This is a genomic window from Nonomuraea sp. NPDC005730, from assembly GCF_040630865.1.
In the GTDB taxonomy this organism is placed as follows: domain Bacteria; phylum Actinomycetota; class Actinomycetes; order Streptosporangiales; family Streptosporangiaceae; genus Nonomuraea.
Window position 1 is genome coordinate 204,004 of the sequence record NZ_JBEXYK010000006.1, and the last position, 14,875, is coordinate 218,878.

General features: G+C 72.2%; 11 protein-coding genes. 6 read left to right on the plus strand and 5 right to left on the minus strand.

Features of this window, described 5'->3' with window-relative positions:
* Positions 1-10 precede the first annotated feature (10 nt).
* Positions 11-133: a hypothetical protein gene (locus ABZ444_RS11895; RefSeq protein ID WP_357978876.1), complete on the plus strand. Its 123-nt coding sequence runs from the start codon at positions 11-13 to the stop codon at positions 131-133.
* 110 nt (positions 134-243) lie between these two features.
* Positions 244-4,311 (plus strand): S8 family serine peptidase, encoded by a 4,068-nt coding sequence (locus ABZ444_RS11900; RefSeq protein ID WP_357994932.1) that lies wholly within the window; start codon positions 244-246, stop codon positions 4,309-4,311.
* Here the strand turns inward: ABZ444_RS11900 and ABZ444_RS11905 are convergent.
* Positions 4,209-4,622, minus strand: a complete 414-nt coding sequence (locus ABZ444_RS11905) for an NUDIX hydrolase (RefSeq protein WP_357994933.1) — start codon at positions 4,620-4,622, stop codon at positions 4,209-4,211. The two genes, ABZ444_RS11900 and ABZ444_RS11905, sit on opposite strands and share 103 nt — an antisense overlap.
* 64 nt (positions 4,623-4,686) lie before the next feature.
* On the opposite strand from ABZ444_RS11905, the gene ABZ444_RS11910 reads away from it, so the two are divergent.
* Both ABZ444_RS11910 and kstD read left to right on the plus strand, forming a co-directional pair.
* Positions 4,687-5,577, plus strand: coding sequence for a YihY/virulence factor BrkB family protein (locus ABZ444_RS11910; RefSeq protein ID WP_357994934.1), 891 nt, complete (start codon positions 4,687-4,689; stop codon positions 5,575-5,577).
* Positions 5,578-5,651: 74 nt separating this feature from the next.
* Positions 5,652-7,409, plus strand: coding sequence for a 3-oxosteroid 1-dehydrogenase (kstD, locus tag ABZ444_RS11915; protein ID WP_357994935.1), 1,758 nt, complete (start codon positions 5,652-5,654; stop codon positions 7,407-7,409).
* 3 nt (positions 7,410-7,412) lie between these two features.
* Here kstD and ABZ444_RS11920 read toward each other — a convergent pair whose 3' ends face one another.
* Positions 7,413-8,042, minus strand: coding sequence for a hypothetical protein (locus ABZ444_RS11920; RefSeq protein WP_357994936.1), 630 nt, complete (start codon positions 8,040-8,042; stop codon positions 7,413-7,415).
* 282 nt (positions 8,043-8,324) lie between these two features.
* Between ABZ444_RS11920 and ABZ444_RS11925 the strand changes: the two genes are divergently transcribed.
* Both ABZ444_RS11925 and ABZ444_RS11930 read left to right on the plus strand, forming a co-directional pair.
* Positions 8,325-9,725: an APC family permease gene (locus ABZ444_RS11925; protein WP_357994937.1), complete on the plus strand. Its 1,401-nt coding sequence runs from the start codon at positions 8,325-8,327 to the stop codon at positions 9,723-9,725.
* Between the two features lie 76 nt (positions 9,726-9,801).
* Positions 9,802-10,365: a dihydrofolate reductase family protein gene (locus tag ABZ444_RS11930; RefSeq protein WP_357994938.1), complete on the plus strand. Its 564-nt coding sequence runs from the start codon at positions 9,802-9,804 to the stop codon at positions 10,363-10,365.
* Positions 10,366-10,530: 165 nt separating this feature from the next.
* Here the strand turns inward: ABZ444_RS11930 and ABZ444_RS11935 are convergent, their stop codons facing one another.
* The 3 genes from ABZ444_RS11935 to ABZ444_RS11945 are packed head-to-tail and all read right to left on the minus strand — an operon-like array spanning position 10,531 to position 14,839.
* A complete protein-coding gene (locus ABZ444_RS11935) occupies positions 10,531-12,483 on the minus strand; it encodes an ABC transporter ATP-binding protein (protein ID WP_357994939.1) in 1,953 nt (650 codons plus the stop codon).
* On the minus strand, positions 12,480-14,216 hold the full coding sequence (locus ABZ444_RS11940; protein ID WP_357994940.1) for an ABC transporter ATP-binding protein: 1,737 nt from the start codon (positions 14,214-14,216) through the stop codon (positions 12,480-12,482). Before ABZ444_RS11940 ends, ABZ444_RS11935 begins: the two co-directional genes overlap by 4 nt.
* A complete protein-coding gene (locus tag ABZ444_RS11945) occupies positions 14,216-14,839 on the minus strand; it encodes a helix-turn-helix domain-containing protein (protein ID WP_357994941.1) in 624 nt (207 codons plus the stop codon). The genes ABZ444_RS11940 and ABZ444_RS11945 overlap by 1 nt, the downstream gene beginning before the upstream one ends.
* Positions 14,840-14,875: the final 36 nt, after the last annotated feature.

A 14,875-nucleotide genomic window follows, 5' to 3' on the forward strand; every position in this document is an offset into this window, starting at 1 on the left:
AACTTTCGGCATGTCCGACACCATCCAAGACCCCGACCGGCCGGACCCGGACGACCCGGCCCCCGACGTCCCCTCTCCGCACGAGGAGACCCCGGAGCCTCCCCGCCCGCCGGACGGCTTCGAACCCGTCTGACCCCTTCAGGACGGCCACGAGCCCGTCCGCACCCTCACGGACGGTTCCTTCCCTTCCGGGCCATGAGCCCACCGCCGCCGTCCGAACCCCTCCCCGCCAGAAAGGCCACCATGGCACTGCCCCGCCCCCCGCTGGCGCGCCGGACAGGCGTCCTGCTGACCGCGGTCACCGCGCTCGCCGGCGTGCTGACCGCCGGACCGGCGACCGCCGCGACGCCGGACACCCCCGCCCCCGGCGCCTCCGGCACCCCCGCCGCACCCGCCGCACCCGCCGCACCCGCCGCACCCGCCGCCCCCGCGCAGGCCGCCAAGGACGTCACCCTGTCCGGGGTGCGCGCCCAGAAGGTCGTCGTCACGCTGATCACGGGTGACAAGGTCCAGCTCACGAGGTCCGCCGCCGGCCGGTACCGCGTCGAGCCGGCCCCCGGCACGCGCCAGGACGGCCGCCGGATCAACCTGTTCACCCAGTTCACCCCGGACGGCGTCTTCGTGCTGCCGGACGACGCGGTCTCCGCCGTCCAGGCGGGGCTGGTGGACAGGCGGCTGTTCGACGTCAAGTACCTGGCCGAGAACGGCTACTCCGACGACGTGGCCAAGCGGCTGCCGGTCATCGTGCAGTACCCGGGCGACCAGGCCGAGGCCGCGGTCAGGCGCTCGGCCGCCGCCGTCCCCGCCAGCGAGCCCACCCGGACGCTGGAGAGCATCCACGCCTCCGCCCTCGACGTCACCAAGGCCGAGGCGGGCGCGTTCTGGGACGCCGTGCGCGGCGGGCGGCCCGCCGGCGAGGGCCTGGCCAAGTCGCCCGGCACGCTGCGCGGCGGCATCGCCAAGCTGTGGCTGGACGCCAAGGTCAAGGCCGACCTGGACGTGAGCGTCCCGCAGATCGGCGCCCCGAAGGCGTGGGAACGCGGCCAGGACGGGGCCGGCGTGAAGATCGCCGTCCTGGACACCGGCGCCGACACCGGCCACCCCGACCTGGCCGGGAGGATCGCCGACAGCAAGTCGTTCGTCCCCGACCAGCCCGTCCAGGACGGGCACGGGCACGGCACCCACGTCGCCTCGACCATCGCCGGCACCGGCGCGGCCTCGGGCGGCAGGTTCAAGGGCGTCGCCCCGGGCGCGCAGCTCGTCGTCGGCAAGGTGCTCGACAACACCGGCTCCGGCCAGGAGTCGTGGATCATCGAGGGCATGGAGTGGGCCGCGCGCAGCGGCGCCAAGGCCGTCAGCATGAGCCTCGGCGGCCCGCCCAGCGACGGCACCGACCCGCTCAGCCAGGCCGTGAACGACCTGACCGCCGAGACCGGCACCCTGTTCGTGGTCGCCGCGGGCAACCTGTACGAGGCCGAGACGATCAGCATGCCCGGCGCGGCCGACGCGGCGCTGACCGTGGCCGCGGTGGACAAGAGCGACCGGCTCGCCGCGTTCTCCAGCCGCGGGCCGCGCCCCGGCGGCGGGCTCAAGCCCGACATCGCCGCGCCCGGCGTGGACATCGTGGCCGCGCGGGCGGCCGGCACCGCCATGGGCTCCCCGGTGGACGACCACTACACCGGCGCCTCCGGCACCTCCATGGCCACGCCGCACGTGGCCGGCGCGGTCGCGATCATGGCGCAGCAGCACCCGGACTGGACGGCCCAGCAGCTCAAGGCCGCCCTGATGTCCACCTCCAAGGACGACGGCTTCACCGTCTACGAGCAGGGCGCCGGCCGGGTGGACCTGGACCGCGCGACCAGGCAGCAGGTGTTCGCGACGAGCGGCGGCGTGGACTTCGGCCTGCTGGAGACCGGCAGCGCCCCGAAGACCGGCGAGATCTCCTACCGCAACCTGGGCGACCGGCCCGTCACGCTCACGCTGAAGGCGACGATGGGCGCCGCGAAGCCGGTACTCGCCGACGCGGCGCTGACCGTCCCCGCCGGCGGCACCGCCGCCACCACCGTCACCCTCGACCCGGCCGAGCTGCCCGTCGGCACCTACAGCGGGGCCGTGACGGCCGAGGCGGACGGCGTCCGGCTCAGCACGCCGCTCGGCGCGGTGCGGGACGTCCCCAAGTACGACCTGACCATCCACACCGTCGACCGGGACGGCAAGCCGCGCACCCCGTCGGCCATGAGCGTCCTGGACGTCGACGGCAACAAGGGCGAGCTCGGCCCCAACCGCATCGACGACGTGGGCCTGGTCGTGAGCCGCGTCCCGGCCGGCACCGTCAGCCTGCTGCAGGTGCTCGACTGGGTGGACGCCGACGACCGCGCCAACCGGGCGTGGCTGTTCGAGCCCGAGCTGACCGTCACCGGCGACATGGAGATCACCCTCGACGCCCGCAAGGCCACCGAGGTCAGCTTCAGCGCGCCGAAGACCGCGCAGCCGCTGAACAACACCTACGACGTCTTCTTCCAGCGCTCCCTGCCCAACGGCAAGGTCTTCGGCGGCACGCTGCTGTCGGGCCGCCCGCTCGGCGGCTGGGAGAAGGTGTGGGCGCTGCCGACGAAGAAGGTCACCAAGGGCGGCTTCCGCTTCGCCGGCCAGTGGGAGCTGGGCGTGCCCGAGGTCACCATGACCATGCGCACGCCGAAGCGCACGACCCTGCACCCGGTCACCCGGGTCCGCACGATCGACTCCGGCGAGATCCACCCCGGGTACGTCCCGTTCGAGGGCACCAAGGACCTGCGGGTGGTCGACGCAGGCAAGGGCCGTCCCGAGGACCTCGCGGGCAAGGACCTGCGCGGCGCGCTCGTGCTGATCGACGCCGAGCCCGCCGAGGGCATCTTCGGGGTGGCGTGCGGCCTGCAGATCGAGCGGGTGGGCCCGATCAGGGACGCGGGCGCCGCCGGCGTCCTGGCCTTCAACGAGAAGGCCGCCGCCTGCCCGATCCCGCTGCCCATCTCGCAGAAGCCGTTCAGCGGCCCGTTCCAGCCGGTCAACATCCCCGTCGCCTACGTCTCCAACGCCGAGGGCCTGAAGATCCGCGAGGAGGCCGGCCGGGGCAGGGTGACCGTCCGGGTCGAGGGCACGCCCAACACGCCGTACTCGTACGTGTTCCGGCCGTCCGCCGACGGGCGCGTCCCTGACTCGATGCGGTACAAGGTGACCGAGCGCCAGCTCCACCGGGTCGACCTCGACGTGCACGCCGGGCCGTACACGAAGTACATGAACTGGCGGGCCTCGTGGCGGACCGACGACATCTCCTACACAACGACCAACACCAACATCCTGCAGTGGTCGGTCCCGCTGCCCGAGCGCAGGACGCAGTGGATCTGGCCGCTCGACCCCGAGGTCGTGAGCGAGGCGGGCCTGTCCGCGCTCGTCGCGTCCGCGCCCGGCGAGGAGGTCCAGGAGACCCGCTACCGGCACGAGGTGTTCGACCGGCCGGGCACCACCGTCCAGAAGTGGTTCGCCACCCCGAGCACGCCGGGCGCCTCGACGGCCTCCGACAAGCTGTACGCGCTCGGCGGCCCCGCGGACGCGCCCCCGCCCAAGCAGCTCGTGATCGGCGTGCCGTGCGCGATCTGCGTGCACGACGGCAACCTGTGGGTGACGCCGTCCATGGTCAACGGGGTCGGGGACCGGCGTGACGACGGCGTCTCGTTCGGCGACCTGGTGCCGCAGTACGAGCTGCACCTGTACCGCGACGGCAAGGAGCTGCCGAACGCCCCCCTGCCGGGCTTCGACACGCTGCCGCGTTACCCGCTGCCCAAGGAGCCGGGCAGCTACCGGCTGACGGCCAGGAACGCCCTGTCCGACATCGAGTGGACGTTCACCGCCCCGCCGGCCAAGGAGCAGCTCAGGCCGGGCGCCAACTGCTACGCCTGGTTCGTCGACGGGCTGGTCGAGCAGTGCCGCACCACCCCCGCGGTCTACGTCAGCTACGACCTCGGTGACACCCTGTCCGCCGGCAACACGGTCGCGGCCGGGCGCAGGCACACCTTCGAGCTGGAGGCCTACCACGGGCCGTCGGCGGCGAGGATGCCGGCGATCGCGGGCGTGCGGCTGTGGACCAGCACCGACGACGGCGCCACCTGGCAGCCCGCCGACCTCAGGCGGGGCCGGGACGGTGTCTACACCGCCGGCGCGAAGTACCCGGCCTACCGCGCCACCAAGGGCGCGGTGAGCCTGAAGGTGGAGGCGTGGGACGCGGCGGGCAACCGCCTCCGGCAGACCACCCTCCGCGCGTTCAACCTCCGCTGACCGCGTCGGCCGCGGCCGCCCGCCGTCCACCAGCGGTGCCCGAGCCCGTCGTCAGCGGGCTCGGGCAGCTCCGTGCCCGGGACCCGGGCGAAGAAGTACGTGTGCACGGTGTGGAACCGGTGTCCACGCACCGACCACTCCCCCGCGTTGACGGCCACCGGCCCGGCCAGGTCCGCGGCGGCGAGCACGAACCCGGTCTCCTCGCGGACCTCCCGGCAGGCCGCCTCCGCCGCCGTCCCGCCCGGCTCGACCGCGCCGCCGGGCAGGTGCCAGGCGGGCTCCGCGGGCCACTCCCCTGTTGATCCACTCATGGCGGTACGGTGAGCACCCGGCGGCGTACGGCCACCGGGACGTCAGCGAAGGGAACCCCGCGCCATGAACGCCACCGGACCGGACAAGGGCCCGGCGGCGGCCTGGCGGCGGGCCCGCGACCGGCACGGCTGGCTCGACCACCTGTCCCGCGCCGTGCTGCGCTACGACAAGGCCGACGGCGGCCGGTTGTCGGCGGCCCTCACCTACTACTCCTTCTTCGCCACCTTCGCCCTGGCCCTGCTGGCGTTCGGCATCCTCGGCCACGTCATGGACGACCCGACGGTCCTCGCCACGGTCCAGCACTACCTGAGCGAGAACTTCCCGCGCCTCGACGTCCAGGCGTTACGGGAGGCCGGGGGCACGGCCGGCGCGGTGGCGTTCGTCGCGCTGCCGGTGACCGGGCTGTTCTGGATGGACACCCTGCGCTCGGCCACCCGGGCGATCTGGGGGCTGGAGGAGTATCCGGGGCGCTTCTTCCTGCGCCAGCTCATCGACCTGGGCGTGATGGCCGGGCTCGGGCTGCTGCTCGCCCTGTCGCTCGCCGTCGCCTTCGCCGCCGAACGGCTGCTGACGTGGCTGGCCGTGCTCACCGTGGGCGTGGCGGCCCTGCCGGCCCAGTGGGTGCTCACCGCGGCCGGGATCGTGCTCGGCCTCGGCGTGAACACGCTGCTGGCCATGGCGCTGCTGACCGCGCCGCCCCGGTTGCGGGTGCCGCTGCGCCGCGTGACCGCCCCGGCGCTGGTCATCACCGCCGGGCTGGAGATCCTCAAGACGATCGGCCAGGTCTACGTCAACCTCACCGCCGCCAACCCCGCCTACCGGGTGGTCGCGGGCGCGGCGGGCATGCTGCTGTTCCTGAAGGTGCTCAACCAGCTCATCCTGTTCGCCACCGCCCTGACGGCGACCGGCACGGCGGGCCACGTCAAGGATCTGGCCGTCCGGCGGGCCCGTTGACAGGGTAACCAACCAAGCGCATGCTCGTTTCGGCGAGGGGGGCGACCGGCTCTCCCCTGTCGAAGGGATCATCGATGCGACCAGCCTCACCGGCCTCCGACGACCTCACCCCCCGCGGACGCAGCCGCCGTACCCTGCTCATCGCGGGCGGGATCCTGGTCACCGGCGCGGCGCTCGGCCAGGACCCGGCCTACGCCGAGGCCGACTACGACGTGGTGGTGGTCGGCTCGGGGGCCGCCGGGATGACCGCCGCCCTCACCGCCGCCAAGCGCGGCCTGAGCACCGTCGTGCTGGAGAAGGCGCCGACGTTCGGCGGGTCGGCGGCGCGGTCGGGGGCGGGCATCTGGATCCCGTGCAACGAGGTGATCCTGGCCGCCGGGGTGCCGGACACGCCCGCCAAGGCCGCCGCGTACCTGGCCCGCGTGGTGGGCGACACCGTCCCGGCCGCGCGGCAGCAGGCGTTCCTGAACGCGGGGCCGCAGATGATCTCGTTCGTGACGCGCAACAGCCCGCTGCGCTTCCGGTTCATGGAGGGGTACTCCGACTACTACCCGGAGTTCCCCGGCGGGATGCCGGGCGGGCGTTCCATCGAGCCCGACCAGTTCGACGGCAACCTCCTCGGCCCGGAGCTGGCCCGGCTCAACCCGCCGTACATGGCGACCCCGGCGGGCATGGTCGTCTTCAGCGCCGACTACAAGTGGCTGACGCTCGCCCTGGTCAACCCGAAGGGCACGGAGGTGTCGGCGGCGTGCCTGCTGCGCGGCACGCAGGCGGCATTACGCGGCGAGAAGCCGCTGACGATGGGCCAGGCGCTGGCCGCCGGGCTGCGCGCCGGGCTGCTGGCCGCCGGGGTGCCGGTGTGGCTGAACACCCCGCTGCTCGGCCTGCACGTCGAGGGCGGCCGGGTCGCCGGCGTCGTCACCCCGGCCGGGGTGGTCAGGGCCCGGCGCGGGGTGATCGTCGGATCGGGCGGGTTCGAGCACAGCGCGGCGATGCGGGCCGAGTTCCAGCGCCAGCCCATCGGGACGAGCTGGACGGTCGGCGCCAAGGAGAACACCGGCGACGGCATCGAGGCCGGTGAGCAGGCCGGCGGCGCGCTGGACCTGATGGACGACGCCTGGTGGGGGCCGGTGATCCCGCTGCCCGGCGAGCCGTACTTCTGCCTGGCCGAGCGGACCCTGCCGGGCTGCGTCATCGTCAACGGCGCCGGCCGGCGCTTCGTCAACGAGGCCGCGCCCTACAGCGACGTCGTGCACGTCATGTACGACCGCAACACCCCGTCCGACCCGCACATCCCCGCCTGGCTGATCATCGACCAGCAGTACCGCAACAAGTACCTGTTCAAGGACATCGCCCCGCTGCTGCCCTTCCCCGACTCCTGGTACGACAGCGGCGCCCTGTTCAAGGCCCCGACGATCGAGCAGCTCGCCCGCAAGATCGGGTTGCCGGAGGCCGCCCTGCGCGCCACGGTCACCCGCTTCAACGGGTTCGCCCTGGCCGGGCGGGACGCCGACTTCCACCGCGGCGACAGCGCCTACGACCACTACTACGCCGACCCGTACGTGCGGCCGAACCCGTGCCTGGCGCCGCTCTGGCTGCCGCCGTTCTACGCCTTCAGGATCGTCCCCGGCGACCTGGGCACCAAGGGCGGCCTGCGCACCGACGCCCGCGCCCGCGTCCTGCGCGCCGACGGCTCGGTGATCCCCGGCCTGTACGCCGCCGGCAACGCCAGCGGCGCCGTCATGGGCCACAGCTACGCGGGCTCGGGCTCGACCATCGGACCGGCCATGACCTTCGGCTACGTGGCCGCGAACGACCTGGCCGGCGGCTGACCGTCAGTCGGCCGTGTAACTGATCGACCGGACGTCGTAGCCCTTCGCCTCGGAGCCGCGGACGTGCATGAACATCGCGCCGCCCTCGTAGGACCAGGCGCACGCGTAGCCCTTCGGCTCCTTGGCGCAACCCTGGAAGTGGTGGGTGACGCCGTGCGGGTCGTACCTGACCCGGAACAGCGTCCGCACCGCGTCCTGCGCGCCGACCTCCAGGGCGGCGTACCGGTCGCCGCGCTCCCAGGCGGTGAACAGGTGCCCGGCCGCGGCGGACGGCCGCACGACGTGCCGGGACAGGTAGACCTTGGTGACCTTGGAGCCGGTCACGGCCATCGCGATGCCGTTGAGGCCGCCGGGCACGCGCACGCTGGTGTGCACGTACCGGCACACGCCGCGCGAGCAGCCGTCGAATCGGTCGGGCGCGCGGTAGGCGTAGCCGAAGATCGTGCGCACCGCGGCGGGGGTGGCGACCCCGGCCGCGGCGGCGCGGTCGCCGGCCAGCCACGCGCGGAACAGCTTGCCCGCCACCTTGCCGGGCGCGGGCGCGGCGGCGAGAGCGGGGGCGGCGGGAAGGCCGAGCGTCAGCGTGGCGGTCGCCGCGAGGACGGCACCGCCGAGAACCAGTCGTCTGGACACGCCCCGACGCTAGGCCCCGCCCCTTGCGCGGGGATTGCTCCCGACTTGCAACCACTCACCCCCGCACACCGGTGGCGCGGCGGCCGGACGGCCGTCGCGCCGTTCGCGTGCCGGGACGGATGCTCAGCGTGACGACCTGTTCACGGATGACAAGCGGGGATCGTACAGTGTCAGGATGACGGTCGAGATCACGTGGTCGCGGCGGCGCGCGGCGACCGGCCGGGGCTCGCCGTCGCGCACATGACGTAGCCGTCATCCTCACGGACGAGAAGGACCACCCCCATGGCTCAGATCAGTCCCCCCAGCCCGCCCGAGGCCGGCAGCGGCCAACCCAGCCTGAAGCGGGTGATGGGCCCCGGCCTGTTGCTGCTGTTCATCGTCGGCGACATCCTCGGCACCGGCATCTACGCCCTGACCGGCCAGGTCGCCGGCGAGGTGGGCGGCGCGGCCTGGCTGCCCTTCACGATCGCCTTCGTCGTCGCGCTGATCACCGCCTGCTCCTACCTGGAGCTGGTCACCAAGTATCCGGAGGCCGCGGGCGCCGCCCTCTACGTGCACAAGGCGTTCGGCAAGCACGCGCTGACGTTCCTGGTGTGCTTCGCGGTGATGTGCTCGGGCATCACGTCGGCGTCGGCGGCCTCGCGGGCCTTCGCCGCCAACCTCGCCACCGGGTTCGGCCTCGACGCGGGCAACGGCGTCATCCTGCTGATCGCCGTGGGGTTCATGCTGCTGATCCTGGCCGTCAACCTGCGCGGCGTCGGCGAGAGCGTCAAGCTCAATGTCGTGCTCACCGTGGTCGAGCTGTCGGGGCTGCTGATGGTCATCGTGCTCAGCGGGTACTTCATCTCCGGCGGCCACGCCGACTTCTCCCGCGTCGTCGCCTTCGAGACGCCCGCCGACAAGGGCGTGTTCCTGGCCGTCAGCGCCGCGACGTCGCTGGCCTTCTTCGCCATGGTCGGCTTCGAGGACTCCGTCAACATGGCCGAGGAGACCAAGGACCCGACCCGGATCTTCCCGCGCATGATGTTCGCGGGCATCGGCATCACCGGGGTGATCTACGTGCTCGTGTCGATCTGCGCGGTCGCCGTGGTCCCGGTCGGGCAGCTCGCCGCCAGCGAGACGCCGCTGGTCACGGTGGTGCAGACGGCGGCTCCGGGCGTGCCGATCGCCTCACTGCTGCCGTTCATCTCGATGTTCGCGGTCGCGAACTCGGCACTGATCAACATGCTGATGGCCAGCCGGCTGCTGTACGGCATGAGCAAGCAGGGCGTGCTGCCGCCGTTCCTGTCGGCGGTGCACGCCACCCGGCGCACGCCGCACGCCGCGATCCTGTTCACCACGGTGATCGCCATCGGGCTCATCACGTTCGTCTCGCTGGTCCCCGACAGCCCGGTCGTGGCGCTGCTGGGCGGCACGACCTCGCTGCTGCTGCTCGCCGTCTTCGCGGCGGTCAACGTGGCGGTCCTCGTGCTGCGCCGGGACGTCACCGGCACCGAGCACTTCAACGCGGGCCGCGTGCTGCCCGTGGTGGGCACGGTCACCTGCCTCTACCTGGTGCTGCCGTGGTCCTCCGGGCGCCCGGCGGGCCAGTACGAGATCGCCGGGATCCTGCTGGTGATCGGCGTGATCCTGTGGGGGGCGTCGTGGTGGTCGGCCAGGCGGCGAGCCGTCCGGCGACCTTAAGCCCGGCGGAAGCAGACCGTAAGCAAGCTCCGGCACGCTGGGAACCACACCGAGCGGAACCGGAAGGACACATCAAATGCGCAAGGTCAAGCTGCAGCTCCAGATCACCACGGACGGCTTCGTGGGCGGCCCCGACGGCGAGATGGACTGGGTCACGTTCCCCTGGACCGACGACATCAACGCCCACGTCGCGGCGCTGTGGGAACCGGTCGACACCATCGTGCTGGGCCGCAAGCTGGCCGAGGGCTTCATCCCGGCCTGGGAGTCGCGGCCGGCGGGCGAGACCGAGGAGGGCATCGACAAGATGATCAACACGCCGAAGGTCGTCATCTCCCGCAGCCTGGCCGAGTCGCCCTGGAAGAACGCCGTCGTGGCGGGCGGCGACCCGGCCGAGACCGTCGAGGAGCTGAAGGCGAAGCCCGGCGGCGACGTGATGGTGGCCGGCGGCGCCTCGATCGGCCGGCAGCTGATCTCGCGGGGGCTGATCGACGAGCTGCACCTGTTCGTCAACCCGGTCGCGATCGGGGCCGGGCTGCCGCTGTTCCCGGCGGGCGAGGGTCACCACCGGCTGCGCCTGGTCGGCGCGCGCGCGTTCGACTGCGGCGTGGTGGGCCTGCACTACGAGCCGGAACGTTCCTGAGAGGTCCGCCCTTCACCGTGGCGGGTCGTGTACCGCGAAAAACGACCGAGAGCACGTGCCCGGGAATGGCCTCCCGGGCACTCCGCTTTTTGGTCAGAACGCCGCTGACCAGGAGATAGTCCGGCCGTCAATGACGGCAAAAGCGAAGGCCCGGGAGAATGGCGGTCAGTCCACCTCGACGGCGGCCTGGGCGAACTGGGCGGAGTAGAGGCGGGCATAGGCGCCGTCCGCCGCCAGGAGGGCTTCATGGGTGCCCTGCTCGACGATACGGCCCTCCTCCATGACCAGAATGAGGCTGGCGTCGCGGATCGTGGACAGGCGGTGGGCGATCACGAAGCTGGTCCGGCCCTCGCGCAGCGAGCTCATCGCCCGCTGGATGAGCACCTCGGTACGGGTGTCGACCGAGCTGGTGGCCTCGTCCAGGATGAGGATCGCCGGCTCGGACAGGAACGCGCGGGCGATCGTGATGAGCTGCTTCTCACCCGCGCTGACCGTGGCGCCCTCCTCGTCGATCACCGTGTCGTAGCCGTCGGGCAGCGTGTGGGCGATGCGGTCGACGTGGGCGGCGCGGGCGGCGGCCTCGATGCGCTCACGGGTGGCGCCCTCGGCCCCGTAGCCGATGTTCTCGGCGATCGTGCCGCCGAACAGCCAGGTGTCCTGGAGCACCATGCCGATGTCGGCGCGCAGCTCCTCCCTGGACATCTCGGCCGTGTCGACGCCGTCGAGGGTGATGCGGCCGCCGGTCACCTCGTAGAAGCGCATGATGAGGTTGACCAGGGTCGTCTTGCCCGCTCCCGTGGGGCCGACGATGGCCACGGTCTGGCCGGGCTCCACGGTCAGCGACAGGTCCTCGATCAGCGGCCGGTCGGGGGCGTAGCGGAAGGAGACGTTCTCGAACGCCACGCGCCCGCGCAGCTCGGCGGGACGGGCGGGCTCGGCCGGCTCGGCCGACTGCTCGGGCGCCTCCAGCAGCTCGAAGACCCGCTCGGCCGAGGCGATGCCCGACTGGACGAGGTTCGCCATGCCGGCCACCTGGGTCAGCGGCTGGCTGAACTGCCGGGAGTACTGGATGAACGCCTGCACGTCGCCCAGCGAGATCGAGCCCGACGCCACCTTGAACCCGCCCACGACGGCGACCAGCACGTAGTTGACGTTGCCGATGAACATCATCGCCGGCTGGATGACGCCGGAGATGAACTGGGCGCGGAAGCTGGAGGCGTACAGGGCCTGGTTGTGCTCCTCGAAGGTGGCGGCGGCCTCCTGCTGGCGGCCGAAGACCTTGACCAGGGTGTGGCCGCCGTACATCTCCTCGATGTGGCCGTTGAGCTTGCCGGTGGACGACCACTGCTTGACGAACTGCGGCTGCGACCGCTTGCCGACGACGGCGGTGACGTAGACCGACACGGGCACCGTGACCAGGGCGATGAGCGCCAGGATCGGCGAGATCCAGAACATCACCACCAGCACGCCCACGACGGTCAGCACCGAGGAGATGAGCTGGCTCATGGTCTGCTGGAGGGTCTGGGCGATGTTGTCGGTGTCGTTGGTGGCGCGGCTGAGGATCTCGCCGCGCGGCTGGCCGTCGAAGTAGCTGAGCGGCAGCCGCGCCAGCTTGGCCTCGATCCGCTCGCGCAGCCGCGACGCCGCCCGCTGGACGATGGTCGTCGTGAGCCGGAACTGCGCGATGCCGAGCAGCGCCGCCACCACGTAGATGGCCAGCACCCAGCCCAGGACGTGGGCCAGGCCGGTGAAGTCGATGCCCTGGCCGGGCACGACGTTCATCGAGGCCACCATGCCGGCGAAGTTGTCCTCGCCCCTGGCGCGCAGGCCCGCCACGGCCTGCTCCTTGGTGAGCCCGGCGGGCAGCCGGGCGCCGATGATGCCGGAGAAGATCAGGTCGGTGGCGTGGCCGAGGATCTTGGGCCCGGTGACGGTGAGCGCGACGCTGGCCGTGCCGAGCGCCAGCACGACGCCGAGCATCGCGCGTTCTGGCCGCAGCAGGCGCAGCAGCTTGCGAAGCGTGCCGCGGAAGTCGAGCGCCTTCTCGGCGGGCCCGGACATCATCCTGGCCGGTCCGAAGCCGGGCTGCGGGCGGCGCGCGGGAGCCTGGGCGGTCATGCCGCGGCCTCCTGTTCGGTGAGCTGGGACAGCACGATCTCGCGGTAGGTCGGGCAGGTCTCCATGAGCTCGGCGTGGTCGCCGCTGCCCACCACCCGCCCCTCCTCGAGCACGAGGATGAGGTCGGCGTCGCGGATCGTGTTCACCCGCTGGGCGACGATGACGATCGTGGCGTCGGTGATCTCCTCGGCCAGGGCGGCCCGCAGGCGGGCGTCGGTGGCGTAGTCGAGGGCGGAGAAGGAGTCGTCGAACAGGTAGATCTCGGGCCGGTGCACGAGGGTCCTGGCGATGGCCAGGCGCTGGCGCTGGCCGCCGGAGACGTTCGTGCCGCCCTGGGAGATCGGCTCGTCCAGGCCGCCGGGCATCGCCTCGACGAACTCGCGGGCCTGGGCGATCTCCAGGGCCCGCCACAGCTCCTCGTCGGTGGCGCCGGGCCGGCCGTAGCGCAGATTGGAGGCCACGGTGCCGGAGAACAGGTAGGGCGACTGCGGGACCAGGCCGACCGCGCGGGACAGCGCCGCCGGGTCGAGGTCGCGCACGTTGACACCGTCCACCAGCACGTCGCCGGCGGTCGCGTCGAACAGCCGCGGGACGAGGTTGAGCAGCGTGGTCTTGCCGCTGCCGGTGCTGCCGATGATCGCGGTGGTCCGGCCCGGCCGCGCGGCGAAGCTGACCCCGCACACCACCGGGTCCTCGGCGCCCGGGTAGCGGAAGTCGACGGACCGCAGCTCCAGCTCGCCCCGGTGGCCGTCGGGGGTGACGGGGTCCGCGGGCGGGTGGACGGACGGGTCGGTGCCGAGCACGTCCTCGATGCGCTCGGCGCACACCTCGGCGCGCGGGATCATCATGAACATGAACATGGCCATCATCACCGACATCAGGATCTGCATCAGGTAGGAGATGACCGCGGTCAGCGCGCCGACCTGCATGGTGCCGTCGGCGATGCGGTGGCCGCCGAACCAGATGACGGCGACGCTGGAGACGTTCACGACCAGCATGACCGAGGGGAACATCAGCGCCATCAGCCGGCCGACCCGCAGCGAGACGTCGGTGAGCCGGTCGTTGGCCACGCCGAAGCGCTCGCGCTCGTGCCGGTCGCGGACGAACGCCCGGATGACCCGGATGCCGGTGATCTGCTCGCGCAGCACCTGGTTGATCCGGTCGATGCGCTCCTGCATGGTGCGGAACAGCGGGCGCATCCGCCAGACGACCAGGCCGACGATGACGATCATCACCGGCAGCACGACGAGCAGCAGCGACGACAGCGTGGTGTCCTGGCGCAGCGCCAGCACGATGCCGCCGACGCACATGATCGGCGCGGCCACCATCATCGTGAACGTCATCAGCACGAGCAGCTGCACCTGCTGCACGTCGTTGGTGGTCCGGGTGATCAGCGACGGCGCCCCGAACCTGTTCACCTCCTGCGCGGAGAAGCCCTGCACGCGGTGGAAGATCGCGGCGCGCAGGTCGCGGCCCAGGGCCATCGACGTCCTGGCGCCGTAGTAGACGGCCACGATCGAGCAGACGATCTGGACGAACGTCACGCCGAGCATCACCAGCCCGACGCGCATGATGTAGCCGGTGTCGCCGGTGATGACGCCGTGGTCGATGATGTCGGCGTTGAGTGTGGGGAGATAGAGCGTGGCCAGTGTCTGCACGAACTGGAAGAGGACCACGAGGGTGATCTCCTTCCCGTACGGCCTGAGCTGGACCCGCAGCAGGCGTAGCAGCATCAACGGACGCTTTCTGTGGTGGGGGTGCGGGCGGAGGGCAACAGCAGCCCGTCGAGCAGGACCGAGACGGTCTCCTCGTCGTCCATGTCGCCGAAGTCGGCCGACAGGCCGAACCCGCGGTGGACGCTGACCGTGACGAGCATGATCAGCAGTTGCGCCGTGGCCATGGGCGAGCGGCGCAGGTGGTCGCGGTCGGGCTCGACGAGAGCGGCGAGGGCGGCGGTGATGCGGGCACGATGATCCATCAGGCGCTCGCGGAACTCGGTGTCCTCGGCCATCAGCTCGCGGGGCGCGGTGAAGAGGTTGGCGTTGGCGGTCATGCCGGCCCGCAGCAGCGCCACCGCCTCACGCAGCCGGACCCGCAGCTCGGACGTCGTGCCGATGGCGGTGAGCGCGTCCTCGGCCGGGCGGGCGTCGAACACGGTCATCAGCGCCGCGCGCAGCAGCGTGGCCTTGTCGGGGAAGACGCCGAAGATCGTGCCCTCGGCCACGCCCGCGGCCTCGGCGATCTGGCGGGTGCTGACGGCGGTGCCGTGCGCGCGCAGCAGGGGGATGGTGGCCTCGATGAGGGCGGCACGGCGGTCTTCGGGCGCCATGGCGGGCACCCGTCGCCTTCTGGTCATGCGGACGAGCGTAATGAGTGAGTACTCGCTCGTTCA

What these genes read in the sequence shown, in the direction of transcription:
- kstD (WP_357994935.1), top strand. Translation starts at nt 5,652, where the DNA reads ATGCGACCAGCCTCACCGGCCTCCGACGACCTCACCCCCCGCGGACGC.
- ABZ444_RS11930 (WP_357994938.1), top strand. Translation starts at nt 9,802, where the DNA reads ATGCGCAAGGTCAAGCTGCAGCTCCAGATCACCACGGACGGCTTCGTG.
- ABZ444_RS11900 (WP_357994932.1), top strand. Translation starts at nt 244, where the DNA reads ATGGCACTGCCCCGCCCCCCGCTGGCGCGCCGGACAGGCGTCCTGCTG.
- ABZ444_RS11905 (WP_357994933.1), bottom strand. Translation starts at nt 4,622, where the DNA reads ATGAGTGGATCAACAGGGGAGTGGCCCGCGGAGCCCGCCTGGCACCTG.
- ABZ444_RS11910 (WP_357994934.1), top strand. Translation starts at nt 4,687, where the DNA reads ATGAACGCCACCGGACCGGACAAGGGCCCGGCGGCGGCCTGGCGGCGG.
- ABZ444_RS11895 (WP_357978876.1), top strand. Translation starts at nt 11, where the DNA reads ATGTCCGACACCATCCAAGACCCCGACCGGCCGGACCCGGACGACCCG.
- ABZ444_RS11925 (WP_357994937.1), top strand. Translation starts at nt 8,325, where the DNA reads ATGGCTCAGATCAGTCCCCCCAGCCCGCCCGAGGCCGGCAGCGGCCAA.
- ABZ444_RS11935 (WP_357994939.1), bottom strand. Translation starts at nt 12,483, where the DNA reads ATGACCGCCCAGGCTCCCGCGCGCCGCCCGCAGCCCGGCTTCGGACCG.
- ABZ444_RS11945 (WP_357994941.1), bottom strand. Translation starts at nt 14,839, where the DNA reads ATGACCAGAAGGCGACGGGTGCCCGCCATGGCGCCCGAAGACCGCCGT.
- ABZ444_RS11940 (WP_357994940.1), bottom strand. Translation starts at nt 14,216, where the DNA reads ATGCTGCTACGCCTGCTGCGGGTCCAGCTCAGGCCGTACGGGAAGGAG.